Annotated in this window: 21 protein-coding genes; 13 read left to right on the forward strand and 8 right to left on the reverse strand. The window is 59.0% G+C overall.

Annotated elements, in window-relative coordinates:
* Positions 1 to 104: 104 nt before the first annotated feature.
* The 6 genes from fliB (at position 105) to G505_RS0103580 (ending at position 5341) form a co-directional block, all read left to right on the forward strand.
* Positions 105 to 1418 (forward strand): flagellin lysine-N-methylase, encoded by a 1314-nt coding sequence (fliB, locus tag G505_RS0103555; RefSeq protein ID WP_028108330.1) that lies wholly within the window; start codon positions 105 to 107, stop codon positions 1416 to 1418.
* A gap of 72 nt (positions 1419 to 1490) precedes the next feature.
* Positions 1491 to 2513 (forward strand): helix-turn-helix domain-containing protein, encoded by a 1023-nt coding sequence (locus tag G505_RS0103560; RefSeq protein ID WP_051215859.1) that lies wholly within the window; start codon positions 1491 to 1493, stop codon positions 2511 to 2513.
* A gap of 192 nt (positions 2514 to 2705) precedes the next feature.
* Positions 2706 to 3731 (forward strand): AraC family transcriptional regulator, encoded by a 1026-nt coding sequence (locus G505_RS22295; RefSeq protein WP_051215860.1) that lies wholly within the window; start codon positions 2706 to 2708, stop codon positions 3729 to 3731.
* Positions 3732 to 3843: 112 nt separating this feature from the next.
* Positions 3844 to 4380: a hypothetical protein gene (locus G505_RS0103570; RefSeq protein WP_028108332.1), complete on the forward strand. Its 537-nt coding sequence runs from the start codon at positions 3844 to 3846 to the stop codon at positions 4378 to 4380.
* Positions 4381 to 4513: 133 nt separating this feature from the next.
* Positions 4514 to 4927, forward strand: coding sequence for a hypothetical protein (locus tag G505_RS0103575; protein ID WP_028108333.1), 414 nt, complete (start codon positions 4514 to 4516; stop codon positions 4925 to 4927).
* A gap of 21 nt (positions 4928 to 4948) precedes the next feature.
* Complete coding sequence (locus G505_RS0103580; RefSeq protein WP_028108334.1) at positions 4949 to 5341, forward strand: MAPEG family protein; 393 nt, start codon at positions 4949 to 4951, stop codon at positions 5339 to 5341.
* Here G505_RS0103580 and G505_RS23430 read toward each other — a convergent pair.
* Together G505_RS23430 and G505_RS0103590 are read right to left on the reverse strand one after the other, a co-directional pair.
* Positions 5333 to 6394 carry an NUDIX domain-containing protein gene (locus tag G505_RS23430; RefSeq protein WP_051215861.1) on the reverse strand — a complete coding sequence of 354 codons (1062 nt, stop codon included), beginning with the start codon at positions 6392 to 6394 and terminating at the stop codon, positions 5333 to 5335. The two genes, G505_RS0103580 and G505_RS23430, sit on opposite strands and share 9 nt — an antisense overlap.
* 20 nt (positions 6395 to 6414) lie before the next feature.
* Positions 6415 to 6885, reverse strand: coding sequence for a GNAT family N-acetyltransferase (locus G505_RS0103590; protein WP_028108335.1), 471 nt, complete (start codon positions 6883 to 6885; stop codon positions 6415 to 6417).
* 179 nt (positions 6886 to 7064) lie between these two features.
* On the opposite strand from G505_RS0103590, the gene G505_RS0103595 reads away from it, so the two are divergent.
* Positions 7065 to 7379 (forward strand): MFS transporter, encoded by a 315-nt coding sequence (locus G505_RS0103595; protein WP_028108336.1) that lies wholly within the window; start codon positions 7065 to 7067, stop codon positions 7377 to 7379.
* Entirely contained in the window at positions 7372 to 8595 is a 1224-nt protein-coding gene (locus tag G505_RS0103600) for an HlyD family secretion protein (RefSeq protein ID WP_028108337.1), read from the forward strand. The genes G505_RS0103595 and G505_RS0103600 overlap by 8 nt, the downstream gene beginning before the upstream one ends.
* Positions 8596 to 8654: 59 nt before the next feature.
* Here the strand turns inward: G505_RS0103600 and G505_RS0103605 are convergent, their stop codons facing one another.
* From G505_RS0103605 to G505_RS0103620, 4 genes are all read right to left on the reverse strand, one after another.
* Positions 8655 to 9764, reverse strand: a complete 1110-nt coding sequence (locus G505_RS0103605) for an ABC transporter ATP-binding protein (protein WP_084643795.1) — start codon at positions 9762 to 9764, stop codon at positions 8655 to 8657.
* A 1-nt stretch (position 9765) separates the two neighbouring features.
* Positions 9766 to 11406: an ABC transporter permease gene (locus G505_RS0103610; protein ID WP_028108339.1), complete on the reverse strand. Its 1641-nt coding sequence runs from the start codon at positions 11404 to 11406 to the stop codon at positions 9766 to 9768.
* An 18-nt stretch (positions 11407 to 11424) separates the two neighbouring features.
* Positions 11425 to 12441, reverse strand: a complete 1017-nt coding sequence (locus tag G505_RS0103615) for a Fe(3+) ABC transporter substrate-binding protein (protein ID WP_028108340.1) — start codon at positions 12439 to 12441, stop codon at positions 11425 to 11427.
* Positions 12442 to 12582: 141 nt separating this feature from the next.
* Positions 12583 to 13008 (reverse strand): hypothetical protein, encoded by a 426-nt coding sequence (locus tag G505_RS0103620; RefSeq protein WP_028108341.1) that lies wholly within the window; start codon positions 13006 to 13008, stop codon positions 12583 to 12585.
* 210 nt (positions 13009 to 13218) lie between these two features.
* On the opposite strand from G505_RS0103620, the gene G505_RS0103625 reads away from it, so the two are divergent.
* Together G505_RS0103625 and G505_RS0103630 are read left to right on the forward strand one after the other, a co-directional pair.
* Complete coding sequence (locus G505_RS0103625; protein ID WP_028108342.1) at positions 13219 to 15093, forward strand: putative nucleotidyltransferase substrate binding domain-containing protein; 1875 nt, start codon at positions 13219 to 13221, stop codon at positions 15091 to 15093.
* A gap of 9 nt (positions 15094 to 15102) precedes the next feature.
* Positions 15103 to 15825, forward strand: coding sequence for a 3'-5' exonuclease (locus tag G505_RS0103630; RefSeq protein ID WP_028108343.1), 723 nt, complete (start codon positions 15103 to 15105; stop codon positions 15823 to 15825).
* Positions 15826 to 15885: 60 nt separating this feature from the next.
* On the opposite strand, the gene G505_RS0103635 is transcribed toward G505_RS0103630, so the two are convergent.
* A complete protein-coding gene (locus tag G505_RS0103635; RefSeq protein ID WP_028108344.1) occupies positions 15886 to 17463 on the reverse strand; it encodes a BCCT family transporter in 1578 nt (525 codons plus the stop codon).
* Positions 17464 to 17665: 202 nt separating this feature from the next.
* Between G505_RS0103635 and G505_RS20500 the strand changes: the two genes are divergently transcribed.
* Both G505_RS20500 and G505_RS0103645 read left to right on the forward strand, forming a co-directional pair.
* The gene (locus tag G505_RS20500; RefSeq protein ID WP_051215862.1) at positions 17666 to 18274 is read left to right on the forward strand and encodes an NAD(P)H-dependent oxidoreductase; all 609 of its coding nucleotides are present in this window, start codon (positions 17666 to 17668) and stop codon (positions 18272 to 18274) included.
* Positions 18271 to 20175 carry a monovalent cation:proton antiporter-2 (CPA2) family protein gene (locus tag G505_RS0103645; protein ID WP_028108345.1) on the forward strand — a complete coding sequence of 635 codons (1905 nt, stop codon included), beginning with the start codon at positions 18271 to 18273 and terminating at the stop codon, positions 20173 to 20175. Before G505_RS20500 ends, G505_RS0103645 begins: the two co-directional genes overlap by 4 nt.
* Positions 20176 to 20341: 166 nt before the next feature.
* Here G505_RS0103645 and nfsB read toward each other — a convergent pair whose 3' ends face one another.
* The gene (gene nfsB / locus G505_RS0103650; RefSeq protein WP_028108346.1) at positions 20342 to 20998 is read right to left on the reverse strand and encodes an oxygen-insensitive NAD(P)H nitroreductase; all 657 of its coding nucleotides are present in this window, start codon (positions 20996 to 20998) and stop codon (positions 20342 to 20344) included.
* Positions 20999 to 21097: 99 nt separating this feature from the next.
* Between nfsB and G505_RS0103655 the strand changes: the two genes are divergently transcribed.
* On the forward strand, positions 21098 to 21478 hold the full coding sequence (locus G505_RS0103655) for a winged helix-turn-helix transcriptional regulator (protein WP_028108347.1): 381 nt from the start codon (positions 21098 to 21100) through the stop codon (positions 21476 to 21478).
* The last annotated feature ends 401 nt before the right edge of the window (positions 21479 to 21879 follow it).

Raw genomic sequence — 21879 nt, forward strand, 5'->3', positions numbered from 1 at the left:
GGCCTGAGCCCGGCTTTTTTTGTGTCTGCGAGCCAGGGCGGTCGCCTGGCGTGAAACTTGCGTTAAGCCAGTCATCGATTCCAACTTACCTCAGAGGTGCCTTTATGCCACCGGAAAATGCCAGCCAGATGCTGGAGCCCACCTTCGTCCGCGATTTTCAGTGTATTGGAGAGCGCTGCCCATCGAACTGCTGTCACTCCTGGAGTATCGCCCTGGACAAGAAGAGCTTCAAGGCGATGCGAAAGTCCAGTGACAGCGTCATCAAGACCCTGTCGAAACGCCATTTTAAACGCCATGAGGGTGACACCCCCAGTCCGGGGGCCTACGGCGTCATTCGCCTGGATGGGGAGGGGCGCTGTCCCATGTTGGACGGGGCGGGCCTGTGCGAGGTGCACAAGCGTCTCGGCCCGGGGGCGCTGTCGGTGACCTGCCAGCAGTATCCGCGCATGCCGCTTTACTTCGGCAACCGGTTGGAGTTGAGCCTGTCCCTTTCCTGTCCGGCTGCGGCTGAGGCGATCCTCTACAACCCTGATGCCATGATGCTCAGCCGGGTGACCGAATCTTCAGGGTATCGCCACCACTTCGCCGCCTCCGGGATGACGACGGCCCGGCTGCCCCTGTGGGCCGACCTTCTTCGGGACTACAGTTTCGAGGTGATGCTGCTGCCTCAGTACAGCCTGTCGGAGAAGCTGTTTATTCTCGGGCTCAGCTACCACCAGATTGACGACCACCTGGCCGATCCGATGAGGGTGGAACAGGTGCTGGCTCAGTATCGTCGCCATATCCAGGACGGCACCATGAGGAAGTCGTTTTCCGCGCTACCGGAACTCAGGGGACATCGATGGAAGATCTTCGTCCACCAGGTGCTCAACATCACCGGCAACATCCGCAAGCTTCAGGACAGTACCGTCAGGCTGCTGCCTGCCGAGGCGCGCTTTCTCGATTTCCAGGCACCGCTGATTCGTCAGCTGAGCCTGAGGCTGGGGGTGGAGGGTGAGGACCTAGGCTCTCTGTCCCGCGCCCTGCAAGCGTCTGGCGACGGCGTGAATGTGGCCGAGGCCTTCGATGACTTGCTTGCCCGGGCCCGCGCCGAAGTCATCAACCCCTACTTCAGTGACCACCCTCAGGTACTGCTGAACTATCTGCTCTATCAGCTGTACCACCACCAGTTCCTGCTGGGCAGCGACAAGCGTCCCATTCAGTTTTTCCAGGTGATGATGGTGGATCTGCTGGTGATCGAGGGCTACCTTGCCGGCCTGGCTCTCGAGCAGGGACTGGACAGAGAGCGGGTCATCGGGCTGTTCTCTGCCTACGCCAAGAAACGCCAGCACAGCCGCGCCTTTGTGGATGAGGTGGAGCAGTACCTGAAACGGGCTTCACCGGACCCCTTGGCAGCGGTTTTTGGCCTTCTGACCTAGCGGGGCGTGTGCCTTTGGGTGCCGGATGCTGAGACTGTGATAGTCTGAACTCTCCAATCAAAGGAGGGGAAGATGGCTCAGGGAGTGAGTGAGCGGCGCCAGTCTGAGGCGATCATCGACGCCACCCTGGTGACGGCAGCCCTGGAGGGTGCCGTGGCCAAAGGTGTGGAGGTGGGGCCGTTGCTGTCGGCTGTGGGCAGCAGCGAGCGGCAACTGCTCATGGGAGAGGGACTCTCCCCCGAGCGCTTCAGCGCTCTGCTGCGCGGGTTGTGGGACCATCTGGACGATGAGTCTTCCGGATTTGCCTTGCGTCCCTTGAGAGTAGGGTGCTTCAGGATGATGTGCCAGGCCACAATCGGCTGCCTTAACCTGCGCCGCGCCTTGATTCGGGTGGGGGATTTTTTTCGGCTGCTGTCCGATGAGTACCAGTGGACCCTGGAGGAGGAGGGAGAGCAGGCCAGCTTTATCCTGGGAGGAGAGCAGGGCAGTGACCGGGCCTTCCTGCTGCTGAGCCTGTGCGTCATCCTGCATCGCTGGAGTGCCTGGATGATTGACGCTCCCCTCCCGCTGACCCGGGTTGACCTGCCGTTTACCGACGCGCGGTTTGATCTCCCTCTGGCGCCTCTGCTTCAGGCTCGGATTGAGTTTGGGGCCCCTGTCACCCGGTTGGTGTTTCCCAGAATCCTGCTGCAAAAGCCCATAAAGCAATCCGGCGATACCCTGAGTGCCTTCCTGGCGGATTCTCCGGAGAGTCTGCTGACTCTTTACCGGCCAGATGATTCCCTGGCGTGTCAGGTGAGACGCTATCTGGAGGAGTCCTCCCAATTGGAAAGCCTGTCTCAGGAGCAGGTGGCGGCTCAGTTCAATATCAGTGTGGCCACTCTCGGCAGACGTCTGAAACGCGAAGGGCATCAATTCCATAAGCTCAAAGACAGAGTGCGCCGGGCCCGTGCGGTCAAGCTGCTGCTGGGAAGTGAGCGGTCCATCTCTGAAATTGCTTTGATGCTGGGGTATTCCGAGCCTTCGGTATTCTATCGAAGCTTTCGTCGTTGGGCCGGGGTGACGCCAGCCGAGTTCAGGGAGCGTCACCTCTGAAGTGGTATGACCTCTTGCGGGGGTTTGCAAAATAATAAGATATAACATGCAGTTATAAAAATAGGGCGTCGTTGACATTGAGGGAGGGTGTCATCGGTGTCTTGCACCTGACAATTGAACTGGGCAAGTTAACAGCAAACCAGCGATCAGCGCTGCTGGCTGCGGCGCTGGGCGCCACTTCAAGGATGAGTGATGAGATCACAAGGAACCCTGCTGGCCGCATGGATTCGGCCGCTGCTAAATTACTTACATTCTGCCGGACACGATCCGGATCCTATCCTCAAGAAAGTGGGCATAGTGGCAGAGCCCCTGGGCCTTCCGGGCGCACGTTTGTGGGTTGATCAGGTGAGGGCGTTGTGGGTTGAGGCTGCCAAGTTGACCGGTAACCCCTATATGGGACTGATGCTGTCCCGCTGGGGCGATCAGCTCCGGGGTGACACCATGCTGACGGCGATGATCACCAGCCGGGATATGGAGGAGGCGTGCCGGCGTATGTGTCGCATCAGTCATCTGGTGTGTGATGCGGTAGACCTGACTCTGGAGGCGGATAACAGGGAGCTGCGTCTGGTCTATGAACTGACCGAGGAGGAGGGGTTGGGGTTCTCCGATGCCGGATTGAATCTGGCCCTGTTGCCGGTGCTGACCATGATGGAGCAGGGGATCGTAGGCAGAAAGAGCATTCGCCGCATCGAGCTCAATCGCCCCCACCCTGGGCAGGAGGGGGCTCAGTACCTGGCGTCATTGCTGCCATGTAACATCCTCTATGGCTGTGCCCGGGACAGTGTGGTGTTTGACCGGCTGGCCACCAAGCAGCAAAACCCCTTCTGGAACCCGGCACTGGCCCAGGCCAGTGAGTCGCTGGCCCTGGATGAGCTGGCACAATTGGGCAAGCAGAGCATCGTCAATCGGGTGACGGGGCTGATCACCAAACACCTGTCCGGGGGCGAGCCTCATCAACAACTGGTGGCTCAGGAGCTTGCCATCACCCCCAGGCACCTCCAGCGGCGTCTTAAGCAGCAAGGCTACAGCTTCAGCCAACTGCTGGAGCAGGTGCGTCGTGAGCTGGCCTGTCACCATCTGTGTCGTCATGATCTGTCTCTGGCTGAGATCGCCCGTCAGCTGGGCTTTCAGGACCAGAGCAATTTCTGTAAGGCCTTCAAGCGTTGGCAGGGGGAGACCCCCAGTCAGTACCGCCGCCGCCAGACCCCGTTGCACTAGGTTGAATGTCTGCCAATTCGATGAGTCCTTATTAAAAGTAGGGGAAATTTGCTAGACAACACTTGGCTTTGTAGAATCGCTAATATTAGTGATTTCTTTATGGACTGGGTGGGTGAAGAGAAAGCTGGGTCAGACGTTGTTGGGGGCATCCGTGATTGCCTTGGGGATGCTGGGCGTCTATCAGACCTTTGACTCAACCCAGGGAGAGGTCAGTCAGAGTGCTCAGGTGATGGAGACGCTCATCCTGGGTGACGAGGCCAAACCTCAGCTGAGTCTTAACCTGGAGATCTACAGCGGAGAGTGTCGCTGGATCTATGGCATGTATCACAGCGCCCTGGGCCATCAGGGCAGCCAGCGTCAAATGGCCCTAATCGAGGTGGTTGAGGCGGCCCTGGAGGCCGATGATTTCAATATGGCGCTTTTGGCGGCGCAGCAGATTGAGTCTGAGCGGATGCGCAGCCAACTGCTCAGACAGGTAGTGGAGCGGGCCATTGAGGTGGCCTCGCATATGGATTACGCCGCCCAGGCGGTGACCATGATTCCAACCCCCTCGCTGCAGGAGGCGGCAATGACCCGTTTGGTGGAGGCCTATGTTGAAGCGCTGTATCGAAGCGGTGGCAAGCGACCCGGGGAGAAGGTTGAGCTGTAGTTTTCTCTGTATCAATTCACACAACTCATTAAAATTTATTAAATATTTTAAGATAACTATTGCCTTGATGCAGGCTCATCCCTATCTTCGTTGAATGAATATGCACAACTGACAGACATGACAAGGAGGTTCTATGTCAGTCCGTGAGCAGGAGTCAATGGACGATTTGCTGCCCTTTCCCCAACGCAATGATATGGCGCGCCTCGATGCCCAAATCTGCTATCTGTTGATGTGCGCGGCGCTGGTGATCTCCCTGGTTGGGGTGCTACACAGCTGGTTTTTCTTTTTTTCTCTTATTCTGTGGCTCTGTGGCGGCGGTTGGGGATGGCTGAAAAAACGGGAAGCTTCTCAGACCCTGTGGGAAGACCACTTCGATAACATCATCTTTGTATTGACGCTCAGTGTCTTCATGGTGCCTGCCGGGTCGGGCCTGGTGTGGTACTTCGAGTCCTGGTGGCCATTGGCATTGCTGTGGCTTTGGGGAGCACTTCGGATGACCCTGGCGTTTTATCGCCTGGTGGATCATCGCCAGTTTCATGAGCGTTAACCCAGTTACCCGGAGGGAGCCATGCCGGTAAAGATCACCGCCCTGTACCTGTCATTGACCGCCATACTGGCCCTGGTGCTGGCCTTTCGTGTGGTGCGACTGCGCCGCAGCCGCAAAATTGGCGTAGGGACAGGTAAAGATAAGGATTTGACACTCTGCGTTCGCTGTCATGGCAACCTGTTGGAGTATGCGCCGCTGGTGCTGCTTATGCTGGGAGCGGCGGAACTCAATGGCGCAGACTCAACCTGGCTGCATCTGTGCGGAGGCCTGTGGGTTATCGCCAGAGTCCTCCACCCCTGGGGGCTGACTCAGGGGGGCGGCGGCTATCATCCGGGGCGCTTCCTCGGCACCCTGGTCACCTGGTTGGTGATCCTCGCCCTGGCCGGAGTCAACCTGGGCTTGCTACTAGTCTAAGGCGTGCCAGCCAGAGAGGACCTGATGGTGCATCTTAGCCAGTTTGCTGGCGCACTGGTGGCCATCGCCGATCAGCAACAGCTCAACGCCCAAGGCGTTGGCCACCTCCAGATCATGGTCGGTGTCGCCCACCAGTATGGTGTGTTCGGCCTGAATGCCGGTGGTGGCCAGCAGCTCCCGTCCCCGGTCGATCTTACATCTCGCCTGATTGTCGGGCAGACCATAGATGTGATCGAACAGGGAGGTGATGCCGTGGTGGCTCAGACACTGCTCCAGAACAGGTTGTGAGCTGGCTGAAAGCAGGGACTGAGTCGCTTGCCCGGCAATGCCTCCCAGCAGAAACCGGCTGCCCGGATGCAGTTGCAGTTGCTTCCTGGCGGCCCCGTAGTGTTGGCCAAACTCATTACACAACTGGTCGAAGGGCAGGCGCTCAAAGTCAAAGCCCAGGTTGCGGTAATAATCGATGACCGGGTGACAAAAGTCCCTTCTGTAGCTCGCCAAATCCGTGCTTCCCAGGTTTTGGCTGGCCAGCAATTGGTTGACGATCTCCACCGCCAGTGGCGCATCATCGACCAGGGTGCCATTCCAGTCCCAGACCACGTGCTGGTAGCCCCCGAGCTTGTTCATCAGAGACAGGCGTCCGGTGACATGTTGGAACAGCACCGGCTGAATCTCGGCCCAGGTCAGCTCCTGAGGCAGGGCGTCCATGGCGGCCACTTCGGCAATCTCTGACTGGGGAGAGAGCGCCTCCAGAGTCTCCACCTCGGCGAAACAGAGCAGCCCTTCGCCGCTGAGGCCGGGCTGAGTCACCCGGTATCCCTCAACCGGCTGCAACTGGTAGGCCAGTGCACCCGTCTCCTCCCTGAGCTCTCGATGGGCCGCCTCGAGAGGTGTCTCGCCAGGTTCTATCTTTCCACCAGGCAACTCCCAGCTGCTGCGCTGATGGTGGCGAACCAGCAACCAGCGGCCCTGGTGACGGGTAACGATCACTACGTAGGCCATGGCGTGAGGGGTACTGGGGGTCCAGTTGAAAAAACTGATATCAGTGGACATGGAAACTCGGACTGCGGAAATCAGGAGGGAGAGAGTAAAAGTTTCTCCATGGGGATGCAATCCAGGGTGAAGCCTCTGGGGCTTTGATAGTGAGCGATCCGCTCGCCCTGATAACCCTGGCTGCGGTAGAAGGGGGCGGCATTGAGGGTGGACTCCAGGGTCAGTTTGGTCAGGCCCTGTTGCCTGGCCGCCGCCTCCAGATGTTTCAGCATCCGCTTTCCCAGTCCTAAGCCACCGTATTGGGGAGAGACAAACAGCCCCTCTACCTGACCCTCTATGACGGCGCCGCAGGCCACAGGTTGCCCGGCCAGCTCCAGCAGATAGAAGGCGGTGTCAACCTCTTCGGCGAATGCCTGGGTGCATTGGCCCTCGGTCCACCTGTCCATGGCTGCGTCGCTGTAATGGCCCCGGCACAGGCCGTTGATGGCGTCGATGCGAAGCTGCCAAACGGCTTCAGCGTCCTGCAACCTTGCCTTGCGTATGCTGGTCATATCCTCCTCCTCTCCCTGGCTGATTGGGTTGTTATAACACGGAACCATTCTGGTTCACCCCCGGTTCAGGAAGTGCCGGCTCAGTTAAGAGCGGGTTCAGAAACAAAATGTAACATGTGTTTCCGAAATCGGATTCGCCCCCGGGCGGGTGGCAACAGATCAGTGAGGTGACAAAAAAGATGAGTTTAATCAGTACCCCCTTTGTCGGCACCGGTGCAGACACCGCGCTTCATGTGGTGGCGGCTGTGGTGATGGTCGGCACAGTGGCCGCGGCCCTGTACGGCTTCTGGAAGCTTCATGAGCTGCCCATCAGCCAGGCCCACAATCGCAAGCATCATCAGCTGGGGCTGATTACCGTCCTTACCTGGATAGGTTTTGTCTGGCACTGGGTGTGGGTGTTGGCAGTGATCCTCGCTTTCGTGGATGGGGAGGCGGCGCTGCGACGCGTCCGTGACATCTGGCGAGAGCCTGCCCGAGGAGGTGACCATGCTTGAGGGATTGGCGGTATGGGCCCTGTTTATCTACCTGTTCAGGCTGGTGGGCATGCCTTGGAATACCTTCACCAAGGGGTTCTCCTACCTGGGCGGCGCCGGTTGGTTGCTGTTCGTCTGGGTGGGCCTGCTGAACTACACCCCCATGGATCTGTCCGGTGGCTCACTGGTGCAATCGCCCCACGTCCAGCTTCGCCCGGGCAATACCCAGATCAAGGGCAAAGTGAAGGCGTTGCACGTGGAGCCCAACCAGTACGTCACCGAGGGACAGTTGATCTATGAGCTGGACGATGAGCCCTATCGCATCGCCCTGGCCAGCTCTGAGGCCAGCCTCAAGGCCAAGCAGGCTTCCCTGGCCGTAGCCAAAGAGGGAGTGGCCATTGCCGAAGCGGAGTTCCGCGAAGCCCAGAAGGACATTGAGATCAGCCGCAACGATCTGATTGCTGCCGAAGAGGACCTCAGCTGGAAGCGTTCCCAGCTGACGCGCTTTATCGAGCAGAACCGGGTGGTGCCCCAGTCGGTCACAGAGAGTCTGTTGGATGAGCAGAAGAACAAGGTGGAGAGTGCCCGTGCCAAGGTGGTGGCCCTGGAGGCGGCCATTGAACGCAACCAGGCCAGTGCCGAGAAAAAACGCCTCAGTGTGGAGAAGCAGCGCCTGTCGGTGCAGTCCACCGCCGCCGAGGTGGACGTGGCCCGGCACCAGGTGTCGAAGGACAGCTGGAACCTGGAGTCCACCAGGGTGTATGCCCCGGCCGATGGCTTTATGACCAACTTTATTTTGCGTCCCGGTCAGTACATCGGTGCCGTGGCCAGAATCAACATGTTCACCAGTGAGAAGTATGTGCTGATGCGGGTCAACCACCAGGCGATGCGCAACCTCAAGGTGGGCCAGAGCGCCGAGTTTGCCTCGGCCATCTACCCGGGCACCATTTTCCAAGCCGAGGTCACCGGCATCGTCAAGGCCACGGGAGAGTCACAGGGCAACCTGATCGGCCGCGAAGAGTCGGTCAGGCAGACCACAGGCGCCAACGTGCAGAACAAGCACCACTTTGTCAGGCTGAAGATTCATGAACCTGAGGGGACCAATATCCCGGTGGGCTCGGTGGGACTGGCCTGGGTCAGTGGTGAAAAGCCCATCGCCTTCCTCAACTTCCTGGATGTGATTCGCGGGATCATTATTCGCATGAAGTCGCAGATCTACTACTTCTACTCTATGTAGTTGGAATCGAAAAAAAGGGCTCCCCAGGGAGCCCTTTTTGGTCTCGGCGAACCGGGGTCTTAGCCATGGCTTGCCTCAAACAGGGCCGCTTCTTTCAGCTGCAGTTTCAGACCGACAAACTGACCCACCTGATGCTCCATGGAGGCGCTGGTGCACAGCACCCGCTCGCCGCTGGCCAGCTCCACCTCATACAGAGAGCCTGCGCCACGAAACTGCCTTGAGACGATCCTGGCTTTGAGCTCCCCCTCTTCATCGATGCGCAGATCCGTAGGACGAATCAGCATCTCCAGAGGGGTGTGTGGAGCAAAGGCGTGCGCTTGATTCCAGGGTGTGGAGGTCAGTGCCGTCTGCACCTGGTGATCCGCCAGGGCCCGGGCCTTAATCAGCCGGCCCTGACCCACAAAGCTGGCCACAAAACGGGTGGCCGGCTTGTGATAAATGGCGTAAGGCGTGTCCCACTGTTCGATATGGCCCTGGTGAACCACGGCTACCCGGTCGGCGATGGAGAACGCTTCCTGTTGGTCATGGGTAACCAGCAGGGCAGTGATCCCTTCCTGGGCCAGGATGCGGCGCACTTCGGGCACCAACTCATCCTTCAGGTGAGCATCGAGGCCGGAAAAGGGCTCATCCAGCAGCAGCAGGTCGGGCTTGGGGGCCAACGCCCTGGCCAGTGCCACCCTTTGCTGCTGTCCGCCGGACAGCTCGTGGGGGTAGCGGTCGCCATGACCCTCCAGGCGAATCAGGCTGAGCAATTCATCGATCCTCGGCCGTCGTTTGGCTTTGGGACTGCGGTGGAGCCCATAGGCGATGTTCTGAGCCACGGTCAGGTGGGGAAACAGGGCGATGTCCTGAAATACCATGCCGATGTTGCGTTTCTCTGGGGGGACTTGGACCGAGGTGGAGGAGAGCAATCGCTGCCCCATCCACAGCCGCCCCTCCATCAGAGGCTGGAAACCGGCGATCGCTTTGAGCAGAGTGGACTTGCCACAGCCACTGGGGCCAAGCAGACAGGCGATCTCCCCCTTGAACAGTTCCAGATTGACCTGGTGGATCACCGGCGGACCCGCATACCCGGCGCTGACCCCTTCGGCTTTGAGTTGAACCTCTTTGGGCACGGGAGCGGGTTCCTGAAGGCCGGTCAGGGCCGCGCGGTTGGTGTGAGCCAGCATATCAGTGAGCCTCCGTAATGGACCGGTTAAGCAAGATCACCGGGATGATCCCCACGGCGACGATCATCAGTGATGCGGGAGCTGCGTCAATGAGGCGCTCGTCAGATGCCAACTCGAAGGCACGCACCGCCAGAGTATTGAAGTTGAACGGCCTGAGCATCAGGGTGGCAGGCAACTCCTTAAGCACATCCACAAAAACGATCAGCAGCGCAGTCAGGGCACTGCGTCGCAGCAGTGGCAAATGAATTTTCCACAGCACCTGGCCCGGACTGTTGCCCAGCAGTCGGGCGCTGTGGTCCAGGCTGGGCTGTATGGTCTGCAGGCCGCTGTGCACCGCACCGATGGAGACCGCCATAAAGCGCACTGAATAGGCGAACAACAGGGCGGCCAGTGAGCCTGAGAAGAGCAGGCCAAGATCCAACGACCACCCGAGGCTGGCCAGGGTGGTTTCGACTTCGGCGACCAGGGTGTGGTCCAGCCAGGTCAGGGCGCTCAGCACGCCGATGGCCACTATGGTGCCAGGAAGGGCGTAGCCCACAGAGGCCAGCCTGACGGATAACCGGGTCAGTCTCCTGTGCTGAGCCCGCAGGGCATAGGCCAGCACCAGGGCCAGTGCCAGGGAGAGCAGTGAAGCCATGGCGGCCAGGGAGAAGGAGTTCCAGGCCAGCTCAAGGAACTGAGCGGTGGCCGCCTGATCGCTGATGAGACTCCAGCGCAGCAGCAGAGCACCAGGCAACAGGAAGCCGAGCAGCGGCGGCAGCAAGCACACCAGCGAGGCCAGCCAGCCCTGATACCCCGGGATCCTGTTGCGGCGAACCTGACTTTGGGGCTCTCCCTTGGCAAAGTACTTGATTCGTCGGCGAGAGTGGGACTCCAGGGTCAGTAACACCAGCACAAATCCCAGCAGCATCAACGACAGTTGGGCGGCGGCGCTGCCGTCACCAAAACCATAGTAGGTACGAAAGATGCCTGTGGTGAAGGTGGGCACACCGAAATACTCCACGGTACCGTAATCCGCCAGGGTCTCCATCAGGGCCAGGGCCACCCCAACCACGATGGCAGGGCGGGTCAGGGGCAGAATCACCCGGCGCATCTCTCCCAGGGAGGAGACCCCCAGACTGCGACTGGTGTCTATCATTCTGTCGGAGAGGGAGAGAAAGGCGGCCCGGCTCATCAGGTAGACATAGGGGTAGAGCACCAGCGACAGCATGGCAACGGCGCCACCCAGGGAGCGGATCTCAAAGAACCAGTATTGGCCATATCCCAGGCCGGTGAGGCTGCGGATCCACTGCTGAACAGGGCCAGCGAAATCCAGAACGCCAGTGTAGGTATAGGCGATGATGTAGGCGGGCATCGCCATGGGCAGCAGCAACAGCAGGCTCAGAGGTCGACGTCCGGGAAAATCGCAGCGGGCGGTGAGCCAGGCGGTGGGGACGCCGATAAGGGTGACCAGCACGGCCACTCCGACTGCCAACAGCAGGGAGTTGACCGTGTACTCGCCCAGCACCGTCTGCCACAGATGCCGCCAGACCTCCAGAGATCCCACCAGGCTCTGGCCGGTGACGGTCAGCAGGGGCACCATCAGCACCAAAGCGATGGTGATGGCGCCCAGAAGCAGCGGGTTGACTCGGGAGAGGGGCATGGCCGGCACCTTACGGGTTTACTTCCAGCCGGCCCGGTCCATGATCTCAACCGCCTGACGGTTGAGGGAACCCAGACGGTTCAGGCTGATGTCGTCGGCCTTGAACTCCCCCCAGCTGGCCAGCACGTGTGAAGGGGACACGCCGGGCAGGACCGGGTATTCGTTGTTGACCTGGGCGTACCAGTTTTGCGCCTCCTCGGTGAGCATAAAGTCGATGAGCTTGGCGGCGGCCTCGCGGTTTTTGGCTGAGCGGGTGATGCCGATGCCACTGACGTTGACGTGGGTGCCACGATCGGCCTGGTTTGGCCAGAACAGCCCCAGCGCCTTCACCACGCTCTGGTTTTTGGGATCGTCACTGTTGGCCAGGCGCCCATAGTAATAGGTGTTGGCAATGGCGATGTCGCACACGCCGGCAGCGGCGGCGCGCAGCTGGTCGGTATCTCCTCCGGCGGGTGGCCGGGCCATATTGCCCACCAGGCCTGAGGCGAAGGCCTGGGCCTTGTCGGCGCCGTCGGCATCAATCAGGGATGCCATCAGCGACTGGTTGTAGATGTTGCCGGAAGAGCGGATGCAGATCCTGCCCTGCCACTTGGTGTCGGTCAGTGCCTCGTAAGTAGAGAGTTCGTCTGGCGAGACCTTGCCCTTGACGTAGAAGATGGGGCGGGCTCGCAGGGTCAGCCCCACCCATTGATTGTCCTGGTCCTTGAGGTTAGCGGGGACTTGCTTCAATGCATCGCTGGTGGCCATAGGCTGCAGCAGTTCACCGGCTTTGGCACGATGCAGGCGCCCGGCATCGGCGGTGATCAGTATGTCTGCGGGAGAGCGGCTGCCCTCTCTGGTCAGCCGGGTGATCAGGGCATCGTCTTTGCCGGTCACCAGATTGATCTTAATGCCACTCTGCTCAGAAAATTTGTCCAGCAGGGGTTTGATCAGCGCTTCCTTGCGTGAGGAGTAGATATTCAGTTCCTCCGCCTGCAGCAGCGACGGCGACAGAGCCAGGGGCATCAGCAGAGAGAGGGCCAGGAGCTTATGCATGTCGTTGTATCCTTCAAGGCGTATTGGGTTGATTGGCAATGGCAACGGCAATGAGAGTGATTGCCATTAGCAAGAATAGGTTAGCACTTACCAACTCTCAAGGGTATGGTTTACGCAATCTGAGGATAAGAGCCTTGGCAATCAGGTCATTTGGTTGACTTTGACCCTGGAGTGGCGTGCCCGGTAGAAGGCGAACAGGAACACCAGCATAAACAGGGCGTCATTGGCGCCGTAGATGGTAAAGAACACCCCGGTCAGCCAGTCCTGCTCAAAGATGGAGGAAAGCTGCTGCCCATGGGCCGCCATCCACAGAATCCAGGCGCCGACATAGAGGGCTTTTTCCGCGGCAAACACCAGGGATAGCCAGGGCAGTTGCAGGTGGCGGTGGCTGGCGGCGATGTAGGCGCCGCCCCAGAGCATGATCAGCACCAGGCCAAAGGGGGTAAAGAGCACCGGATCCCATTGCCACAGCAGTTCATTGGTGAGGCCCTTGGAGAACAGCAGAACGCCGGCGAGATTGATGATGCCAGCGGCAATAAACGCCTTAGTGATCCATCCGTTGTTCATGGTTCCGTCCCGTGGAGCTCTGTGAATTGGGGCCTGTTGTGCGGTCAGATGTTGTCGCAAAAACCATCGCCGTAGCGCAACAAGCCCTAACTTGCCTGATTGGACGTCGGTGCACAAGTCGCTGCAGCTTTGGCCATTCGTTTCCTCTTCCCTTGGAGAATCTTGGCGGTGACGGTTAGGATTAGGGGATAGCCCCCTATGAGCATGCCTATGAACGCTGAACTGTTGGAGATTCAGGGATTTCTGTCCCAGTTTCCCCCCTTTGATGATCTTCCTGAGGAGACCCTCAACGAGGTGGTCTCCCAGGTTGAGATCGCCTATGTGCGCGAGTCCCAAGCGATCCTTGCGGTGGGGCAGGAGATTCACGATCTCTATGTGGTGCGCAGCGGCGCCGTGGAGCTGTATCGCCGTAATGGTGATCTCTACAATCGCCTGGATGAGGGCGGGGTGTTTGGCCAATTGGGTCTGCTGACCCACAACAAAGTACGCTTCCCGGCCACCGCCATCGAAGACACCCTGCTCTACTGTATCCCGGAAGAGGTGTTTCATCGCCTCAACGACAAGTTTGATTCCTTCGCGGACTTCGTTGAGGTGGAGAACTCGGTGCGCCTCAGGCAGGCGGTTTCCAGTGGGTTTGATACCAATGACATGACCACCTCCAAGGTGGTGACTCTGCTCAGCGGCGATCCGGTGTGGGTGGAGAGCAAGTGCAGTATTCATGCGGCGGCGGCCAAGATGGCGGAAGAGAACCTCTCCTCGTTGCTGGTGTGGAACGAACGCGCTGAGGATGAAGGGGAGCAGCTGCAGGGGATCATTACCGAGAAGGATCTCTGCAGCAAGGTGGTGGCCCAGGGGCTGGACATCACCCTGCCCATCTCACAGGTGATGAGTACCGAAGTGATCACCCTGGACAACAACGCCTATGTGTACGAGGCGATGCTCTACATGCTCAGGCATAACGTTCATCACCTGCCTGTGGTTAAGGGCAGTAAGCCGTTGGGGATCATCTCCCTGACCGACATTGTCCGCTACGAGTCTCAGAACAGCCTGCTGCTGGTGAGCTCCATATTTAAGCAGCAGAGTCTGGAGGAGCTGGAGCAGCTGTCTCATCAGGTGAAAGATTGCTTTGTGCGCCTGGTTAATGAGGATGCCAACGCCCACATGGTGGGCAGCGCCATGGCGGTGATCGGTCGCAGCTTCAAGCAGCGCATCCTGGAACTGGCCGAGGAGCTGATGGGCCCTCCGCCGGTCCCCTACTGTTTCCTGGCGCTGGGCTCCATGGCCCGCGACGAGCAGCTGATCGTGACCGATCAGGATAACGCCATCATCCTGGACGATGAGTATCGTCAGGAGCTGCACGGGGACTACTTTACCTCCCTGGCCGAGTGGGTGTGTGATGCCCTGGACAGGTGTGGTTACCCCAGGTGCACCGGCGGCATCATGGCCACCAACCCCATGTGGCGCATGACCCGCCAGGAGTGGGAGGCCTGTTTTGCCGACTGGATTGATGATCCCAACCCCAAGGCCCTGCTCAACTCCTCCATCTTTTTCGATCTTGAGGGGGTGCATGGCCGGGTGAAGTGGGCCGAGCAGCTTAACGGCTTTATCGTGCGCCGGGCCCGAAAGAACAACCGCTTCCTCGCCTGCCTGGCTCGCAACGCCCTGAACCGTACGCCACCTCTGGGCTTTTTCAAGGAGTTCGTGATGGAGAAGGATGGGCGTCACAACAACTCCATTAACCTTAAGCGGAGGGGGACCGCACCCCTGGCGGATCTGATCCGGGTCCATGCTCTGGCGGTGGGCTCCCGGGCGCAGAACTCTTTCGAGCGTCTGGACGACATCATCGATGCCGGCATCTTGCCCAAGGGCAAGGCGGAGGACATTCGTGACGCCATGGAGTTCATCTCCATGGTGCGCATTCGCCACCAGGCCCGGGATGTGGAGCTGGGCCAGGAGCCGGACAACAACATCGAGCCTGAAAACATGTCGGATTTTGAGCGGCGAAACCTCAAGGACGCCTTCCAGGTGTTGAGCAATGCGCAGAACTTCCTCAAATACCGCTATCAGGCCAGCAGTTTCGCTTAAGGAGCCCCAATGTTTGGTTGGTGGAAACGTCGTAAACGCAATAACGACTGGGTGAGCCTGTTTGAGCAGGCCTGCACCCAAGTGCGTGATCCCAGGCTAAAACGTTTCTATGACAAGGGGGTGGTGGCGCCGGACACCCCGCTGTCCGAGGTGCCGTTTGTGGCTCTGGACTTTGAGACCACGGGGCTGAATCCGGAACGTGATGCCATTGTCTCCGCGGGCTGGGTGCCCTTTGATCTCAATCGGGTCTACTGCCGCCGGGCTGGCCACTTTCTGGTACAGCCGGAACATCCCCTCAACGACGAGTCTGTGGTGATCCACGGCATCACCCACAGCGATGTGGATGAGGCGCCTGATTTTACCAAGGTGATCGCTCCCTTGCTGGAGGCTCTGGGCGGGGCCATCCCGGTGGTGCACTTCAAGCAGATTGAGCGACCTTTCCTCGACCAGGCATTGAAATCCCGGTTGGGGGAGGGGGTGCAGTTTCCTCTGGTGGATACCATGGAGCTGGAGCAGAGCATACTGCAGCATCAAATGGGCAGTCGCTGGAATCGTCTGGTGGGCAAGAAGGCCCCGTCGGTGCGCCTTGGCGCCTGTCGCCAACGTTATGGCCTGCCGGCGTATCAGCCCCACCACGCACTTACCGATGCCATTGCCACCGCCGAGCTGTTTCAGGCTCAGGTGGCCTACCACTTTTCTCCCCAGACCCCCATCTCAGAGATCTGGGACTGAGTTCGGGTACAAAAAGAGGCGCATCATGCGCCTCTTTTTGTCGCGGTTTATCACTTCGCCTTAGCGAAACCTGGACTCGGTGCGCATGCCCATCACCAGGCTGACACACATCATCAGCAGGATCACCGTGAAGGGCAGGGCGGTAGAGATGGCGCCGGCTTGCAGAGCCTGGATAGACTCGGTGCCGCCAATCCACAGCAGGGCCGCGGCGATGGCGCCTTCAATGAAAGCCCAGAAGATGCGCTGAACCACTGGAGCGTCCACCTTGCCGCCGGCGGTGATGCTGTCGATCACCAGAGAGCCGGAATCGGAGGAGGTGATGAAGAACACCATCACCAGAATGATCGCCACAATGGAGAGCAGATCGCTCATGGGCAGGCTTTCAAACATCTCGAACATCGCCAGAGGCACTTCCCGCAGTCCGTTAGCCCCCAGTACGCCCACCTGGTTGATCACCTGGTCCAGGGCGATACCGCCAAAGACCGACATCCACAACAGGGTCACCAGAGTGGGGACAATCAGTACGGCCACGATGAACTCGCGCACGGTCCGCCCCTTGGAGACCCGGGCGATGAACATGCCGACAAAAGGAGACCAGGAGATCCACCAGGCCCAGTAGAACACGGTCCAGCCGTGCATCCAGGCTTCATCGGGCCGGCCATGAGGGTTACTCAAGGGCACCAGGTTTTCCAAGTAGGCCATCAGGGTGGTCGGGATGGCACCCAGCACCACACCGAAGCCGAGCAGGGCCACGAAGACCACCAGCATCAGAGCCAGCAGCATGTTGATGTTGGACAGCAGTTTTACACCGCCCTCGATGCCGCGATAAACGGACACCACCGCCAACATGGTGACTACGGCAATCACCAGAACTTGCAGCCCCATGCCGCCATCGATACCGAAGACGTGGTTGATGCCGCTGGCGGCCTGCTGGGCACCCAGACCCAGGGAGGTGGCAAGACCAAACAGGGTGGCGACCACCGCGAGGATGTCGACGATGTGGCCTGGCCAGCCCCAGGTGCGATCCCCAAGCAGTGGGTAGAAGATTGCCCGCATGGAGAGAGGCAACCCTTTGTTGTAGGTGAAGAAGGCCAGAGACAGGGCAACCACACCATAGATGGCCCAGGGGTGCAGGCCCCAGTGGAACATGGTGGCACCCAGAGCCAGTCTGGCGGCTTCCGGGGTGTTGGGCTCGACACCCAGGGGTGTCTCATACCAGCCGGTGAAATAGGCGACTGGCTCTGCAACACTCCAGAACATCAGGCCGATACCCATACCGGCGGCGAACAGCATGGCCAGCCAGGAAAGGAAAGAGAAGTCCGCTTCGGCATTGTCACCGCCCAGGCGAATCTTGCCAAAGGGGGAGACAACCAGAACCAAACAGAAGATCACGAAGATGTTACCGGACCAGATGAAAAGTCCGTCGAAGTTGTTGATGATCTTCCATTTGATTCCGTCTAGTGCAGCCTTGGCGGTGGCGGCGTCGGTCACAAGCGTCCCGATGAGAAAGAGGATAATCAGGCCGGCACTGATGCCGAAAACCGGATTGTGGACGTCGATGCCCCACTTTTGAACGTTGTCCTGACCTATTGTGTAGTCAGTGCTGTCGATGCTGTATTTATCTATGCCTTTGGTCAAACCTTCCTCCCTAGTTGGGTTGCGATTGACTCAGTCGTTGTCACTGGAAAATCGCTAACGGCGGTTAAAACGCGACAGTTTAACAGTAGGAGTCGCTCTCTTACACCGCCAGGATCACAAAACTATTTCAGTCATTTCTGGCTGGGATTATGCTGCGATCTGTGGGAACTTATTTGAAAAAACACAAGGAGCTATAGGCGTTATGAGTGATAAGCCTTCTGTGTTGGTGCTGTTTGCCCACCCCTCTCTCCACCGTTCAGAGGTCAATGCAAAGATGTTGCGGGCCACCCGGCAAGTGGAGGGGGTCACCACGGTAGACCTTTACCACGACTATCCGGACATGCGAATCGATGTGGATCGCGAACAGCAGAGACTGCTGGCACACGATGTACTGGTGTTTATGTTTCCTGTGTACTGGTACTCCACCCCCTCGATCCTCAAGGAGTGGCAGGACCTGGTGCTGGAGCATGGCTTTGCCTATGGCGAAGGTGGTATCGCCCTTCAGGGCAAGGGCTTTCTGTGCGCGGCCAGCGCCGGTGGTCCCCTGCACGCCTACCGGGAGCAGGGCTATAACCACTTTACCATCCGCGAGCTGTTTCGGCCCCTGGAGCAGACGGCTCTGCTGACCGGCATGCGTTATCTGCCTCCCTTTATGCTGTTCGGTGCCCGCACAGCCGTGGAGGAAGATCGCCTGCCAGGCCACCTGGAAGCCTGGCAGCAGATGCTCAGGCGCCTGGTGGCCAAAGAGGTTGAGTGGCAGCACGACGATGCCACCCACACCAGCAACCACCTGGTGGAGGCGGCATTATGACACTCTATTTCCTGCAAGCCTTTATCTACCTGTTGGCGGCGGTGATCGCCGTTCCCCTGGCCAAACGGTTGGGCCTGGGTTCGGTGCTGGGTTACCTGATTGCCGGTGTGGTGATCGGCCCCATCACCGGTTTGGTGGGGGAAGAGACCATGACCATTCAGCACTTCGCCGAATTTGGCGTGGTGATGATGCTGTTTTTGGTGGGATTGGAGTTGCAGCCCAAGATGCTGTGGGAGATGCGCAACCGTCTGATTGGCCTGGGTGGGCTTCAGGTGGCGATGAGCACTGCATTGGGATGGGGGTTGGCCCAGTATGCCGGCCTTCCCTGGCAGAGTGCTCTGACCATCGGCATGATCTTCTCTCTCTCCTCCACCGCCATCGTGCTGCAGACCTTTAACGAGAAGCACCTGGGGAACACTGATGGTGGTCGCAGCGCCTTCTCCGTGTTGCTGCTGCAGGATATCGCGGTGATCCCGATGTTGGCTTTTATTCCTCTGCTGGCCTTGCCTGAGCTGATCTCCGGCGCCGGTGAGGCGGATCATGGTCATGACATCAGCCTGGTGGCGGGATTGCCCGGATGGGGTTATGCCCTGGTGGTGATCACCACCATCGCGCTGCTGATTGCCGCGGGTCACTTCTTCAGTCGCCCCCTGTTCCGCTACGTGGCCTCCTCAGGCCTGCGGGAGATCTTCACCGCCACGGCGTTGTTGCTGGTGATCGGCATCGCTGCGCTGATGGGGTTGGTGGGGCTCTCGCCAGCCCTGGGTACCTTCCTGGCTGGCGTAGTGCTGGCCAACTCGGAGTTCCGTCATGAGCTGGAGTCTAACATCGAGCCCTTCAAGGGACTGCTGTTGGGACTGTTCTTTATCACCGTCGGCGCCGGAGTTAACTTCGGTGTCCTCTGGGAGCAGTTGGGTCTGGTGCTGATGCTGACCGGCGCAGTGATGCTGGGCAAGCTGGTGATCCTCTACCTGCTGGGTTGGATCTTCCGGGTCAGGGGCAGCGATCGCTGGCTGTTTGCCCTGAGCCTGGCCCAGGCCGGCGAATTTGGTTTTGTGCTGTTGGGATACTCTCAGCAAAATCAGGTGCTGTCCCAGGATCTGGTGCAACTGCTCTCTCTGGTGGTGGCGCTCTCCATGTTCCTGACGCCAGCACTGTTTATTCTGTTTGAACGGGTGATTCTGCCTCGCTATGAGCAGCGCAGTAACGAGCGGGAAGCGGACGACATCGATGAGAAAGGGTCGGTGATCATCGCCGGCGTGGGCCGCTTCGGCCAGATCATCAACCGTATGCTGACGGTGAATGGCATCACCACTGTGGTGTTGGACCATGAAGCGGACCAGGTCGAGTTGTTGAGGAGCATCCGGGTGAAAAGCTATTTTGGCGACGCCACCCGCCCTGACATGCTGCACACCGCAGGCATCGAAGAGGCCAAAGCTCTGGTCATCGCCATCGACGAGCAGGAAGCGGCGGTGGAACTGGTGCACTACGTGAAGCAGACCTATCCCAAGGTGAAAGTGCTGGCCCGGGCCTATGACCGAGGCCACCTCTATGCTTTACGCGCTGCGGGTGCAGACGTGGTGATCAAGGAGACCCTGCACTCGGCCCTGGCATTGGGCAGCGAAACCCTGATGGCCCTGGGTAACCACCCCTTCAGGGCGAGACAGCGGCGCCTGGCCTTCGAGGAGGTGGAGCGTGAGCACGATAAGCTGCTGTATGACAGTTGGCTACAGGGGGACGAGGGGGATCGTTTCGGTACCCATTATCGCGATCTCTTCATGCAGCTGGAGGAGCTTTTGGGGGAGGCGATGCGGGGTCAGGACTCTGAGCGCCACTCCAGAGCGGAGCGCAGCTGGACGCCACCTCCCAAAGACTATCTGGAACACTGGAAGGAGGGCTGAGCCCGTCAGTGGTTGAATCAGGGGTTGTCTGGGTTGCGGCGGATACCCGGGAGCAAAGGTCGCAGTCTGACTGGCAAGACGCAGATGCTTTTTTTCAAGCCCGCCTATCGCCCATAGCGGGTAAAAAAGGGGCCATCAGGCCCCTTCGCATATCGACGCGTTTTTATTAGCTCAGCTGAGTGAAAATCTCGGCTTCCGGCAGGCGGGACTTGGGCAGAGAAGCGTTAAAATCGCTGTCTTTGCGATAACCCAGGGCCACCATGGCCACGGCGGTGTAGCCCTTCTCCAGCAGACCAAATTCCTCGTTCAGTACCTTGGTGTCCAGGCCTTCAATGGGCAGGGCGTCGATGCCGAGAGCTGCGGCGCCCAGCAGCACGGTCCCCATATTCAGATAGAGCTGCTTCTCCATCCAGTGCTGGGCATCTTTCAGGTCGAAACGATGAATATTCACAAAAGTGGATCGCCCCATGTGGGCCATCTCTTTGTGTTCAGGCTGGGCAAAGCGGCCATCGCTCTCTTCGGTGTCCAGAAGGTGTTGGGTGTAGTCATCGTCGATGCCGGTCTTGGCACAGAACAGAACCACATGGGAGGCGTTCAGTACCTTGGCCTCGTTGAAGGCGAAGAAACCCTGGGTGCCTTTGGCGATGCGTTGGCGTCCCTCTTCGGAATCGGCAATCACAAAGTGCCAGGGTTGGGAGTTGACGCTGGAGGGGCTAAAGCGCAGCAGCGCCTTAACCTGGTCAAACAGCTCGGCGGGAATGGTCTTACTGCCATCAAACTCCTTGGTGGAGTAGCGGGATTGAACAATCTTGTTCAGATTCATGGGAAGCTCCTAACAGCATTCTAGGTTGGCGTATGCCGTGTATAATAGGGATACATTTCTTTTAAACAAGTACGCACAGAAATGTGCTATAGGCACAAAATGGATACTGTAAAACGCACAAGATACTCCTCCTATCAGGGCAAGGGCTGTCCGGTGGAAGCGACGTTGGAGCTGTTCAGCGGTAAGGGAAAAGGGATGATCCTCTATCATCTGCTGGATGGGACTTTGAGGTTTAATGAGCTCAAACGCCGGGTGGGCTGTATCACCCAGAGAATGCTCACCAAGCAGCTGCGGGAGCTGGAATCTTATGGCCTGGTGGATCGCAAGGTTTACCCGGAAGTGCCCCCCAAGGTGGAATACAGTCTCACAGACACAGGCCGAAGCCTGGAACCGATTTTGCTTTCTCTGAAACACTGGGGAGAACAGCACGCCATGCCCATCTTGCTTGAGCGTCAGCAGCAGGATGAGCCTGTCGAGTAATGGTGAGATAACAATGAACCGGCTGTTTGGGGCGCTCGGGGGGGCCCGCCGATGTTGGGTGTTTTGGGCGCCACAGCATACCTGTGTGGGAATCAATCTCCACAGAGAACGGTGAGGAGGTTTCTCTGGTGGTGCGCCGCCGGTTTCAAGACTGCTTTGATTGTCACCACCCGGCGTTGCTCGGTTTGATGACCAGCATGGTGTTTGCCTTCGAGTTCAGCAGACTGGCCGTAATGGGGGCTGGCCAAAACTTAATTTCCAAGGATGAATAGGCTCAGCGCACGAGACTCCGGGGCGTCAAGGTTGTCGCTGCGTGTCTCAATATCCGCATGGTAATGGGCGCGGCCGGGCTCGGGGGCACCTTAAAGCTTGCCCTCGCGGTGGCAGAGTCCCTCATTGGC

The organism is Ferrimonas futtsuensis DSM 18154, assembly GCF_000422645.1.
GTDB classification, from domain to species: domain Bacteria; phylum Pseudomonadota; class Gammaproteobacteria; order Enterobacterales; family Shewanellaceae; genus Ferrimonas; species Ferrimonas futtsuensis.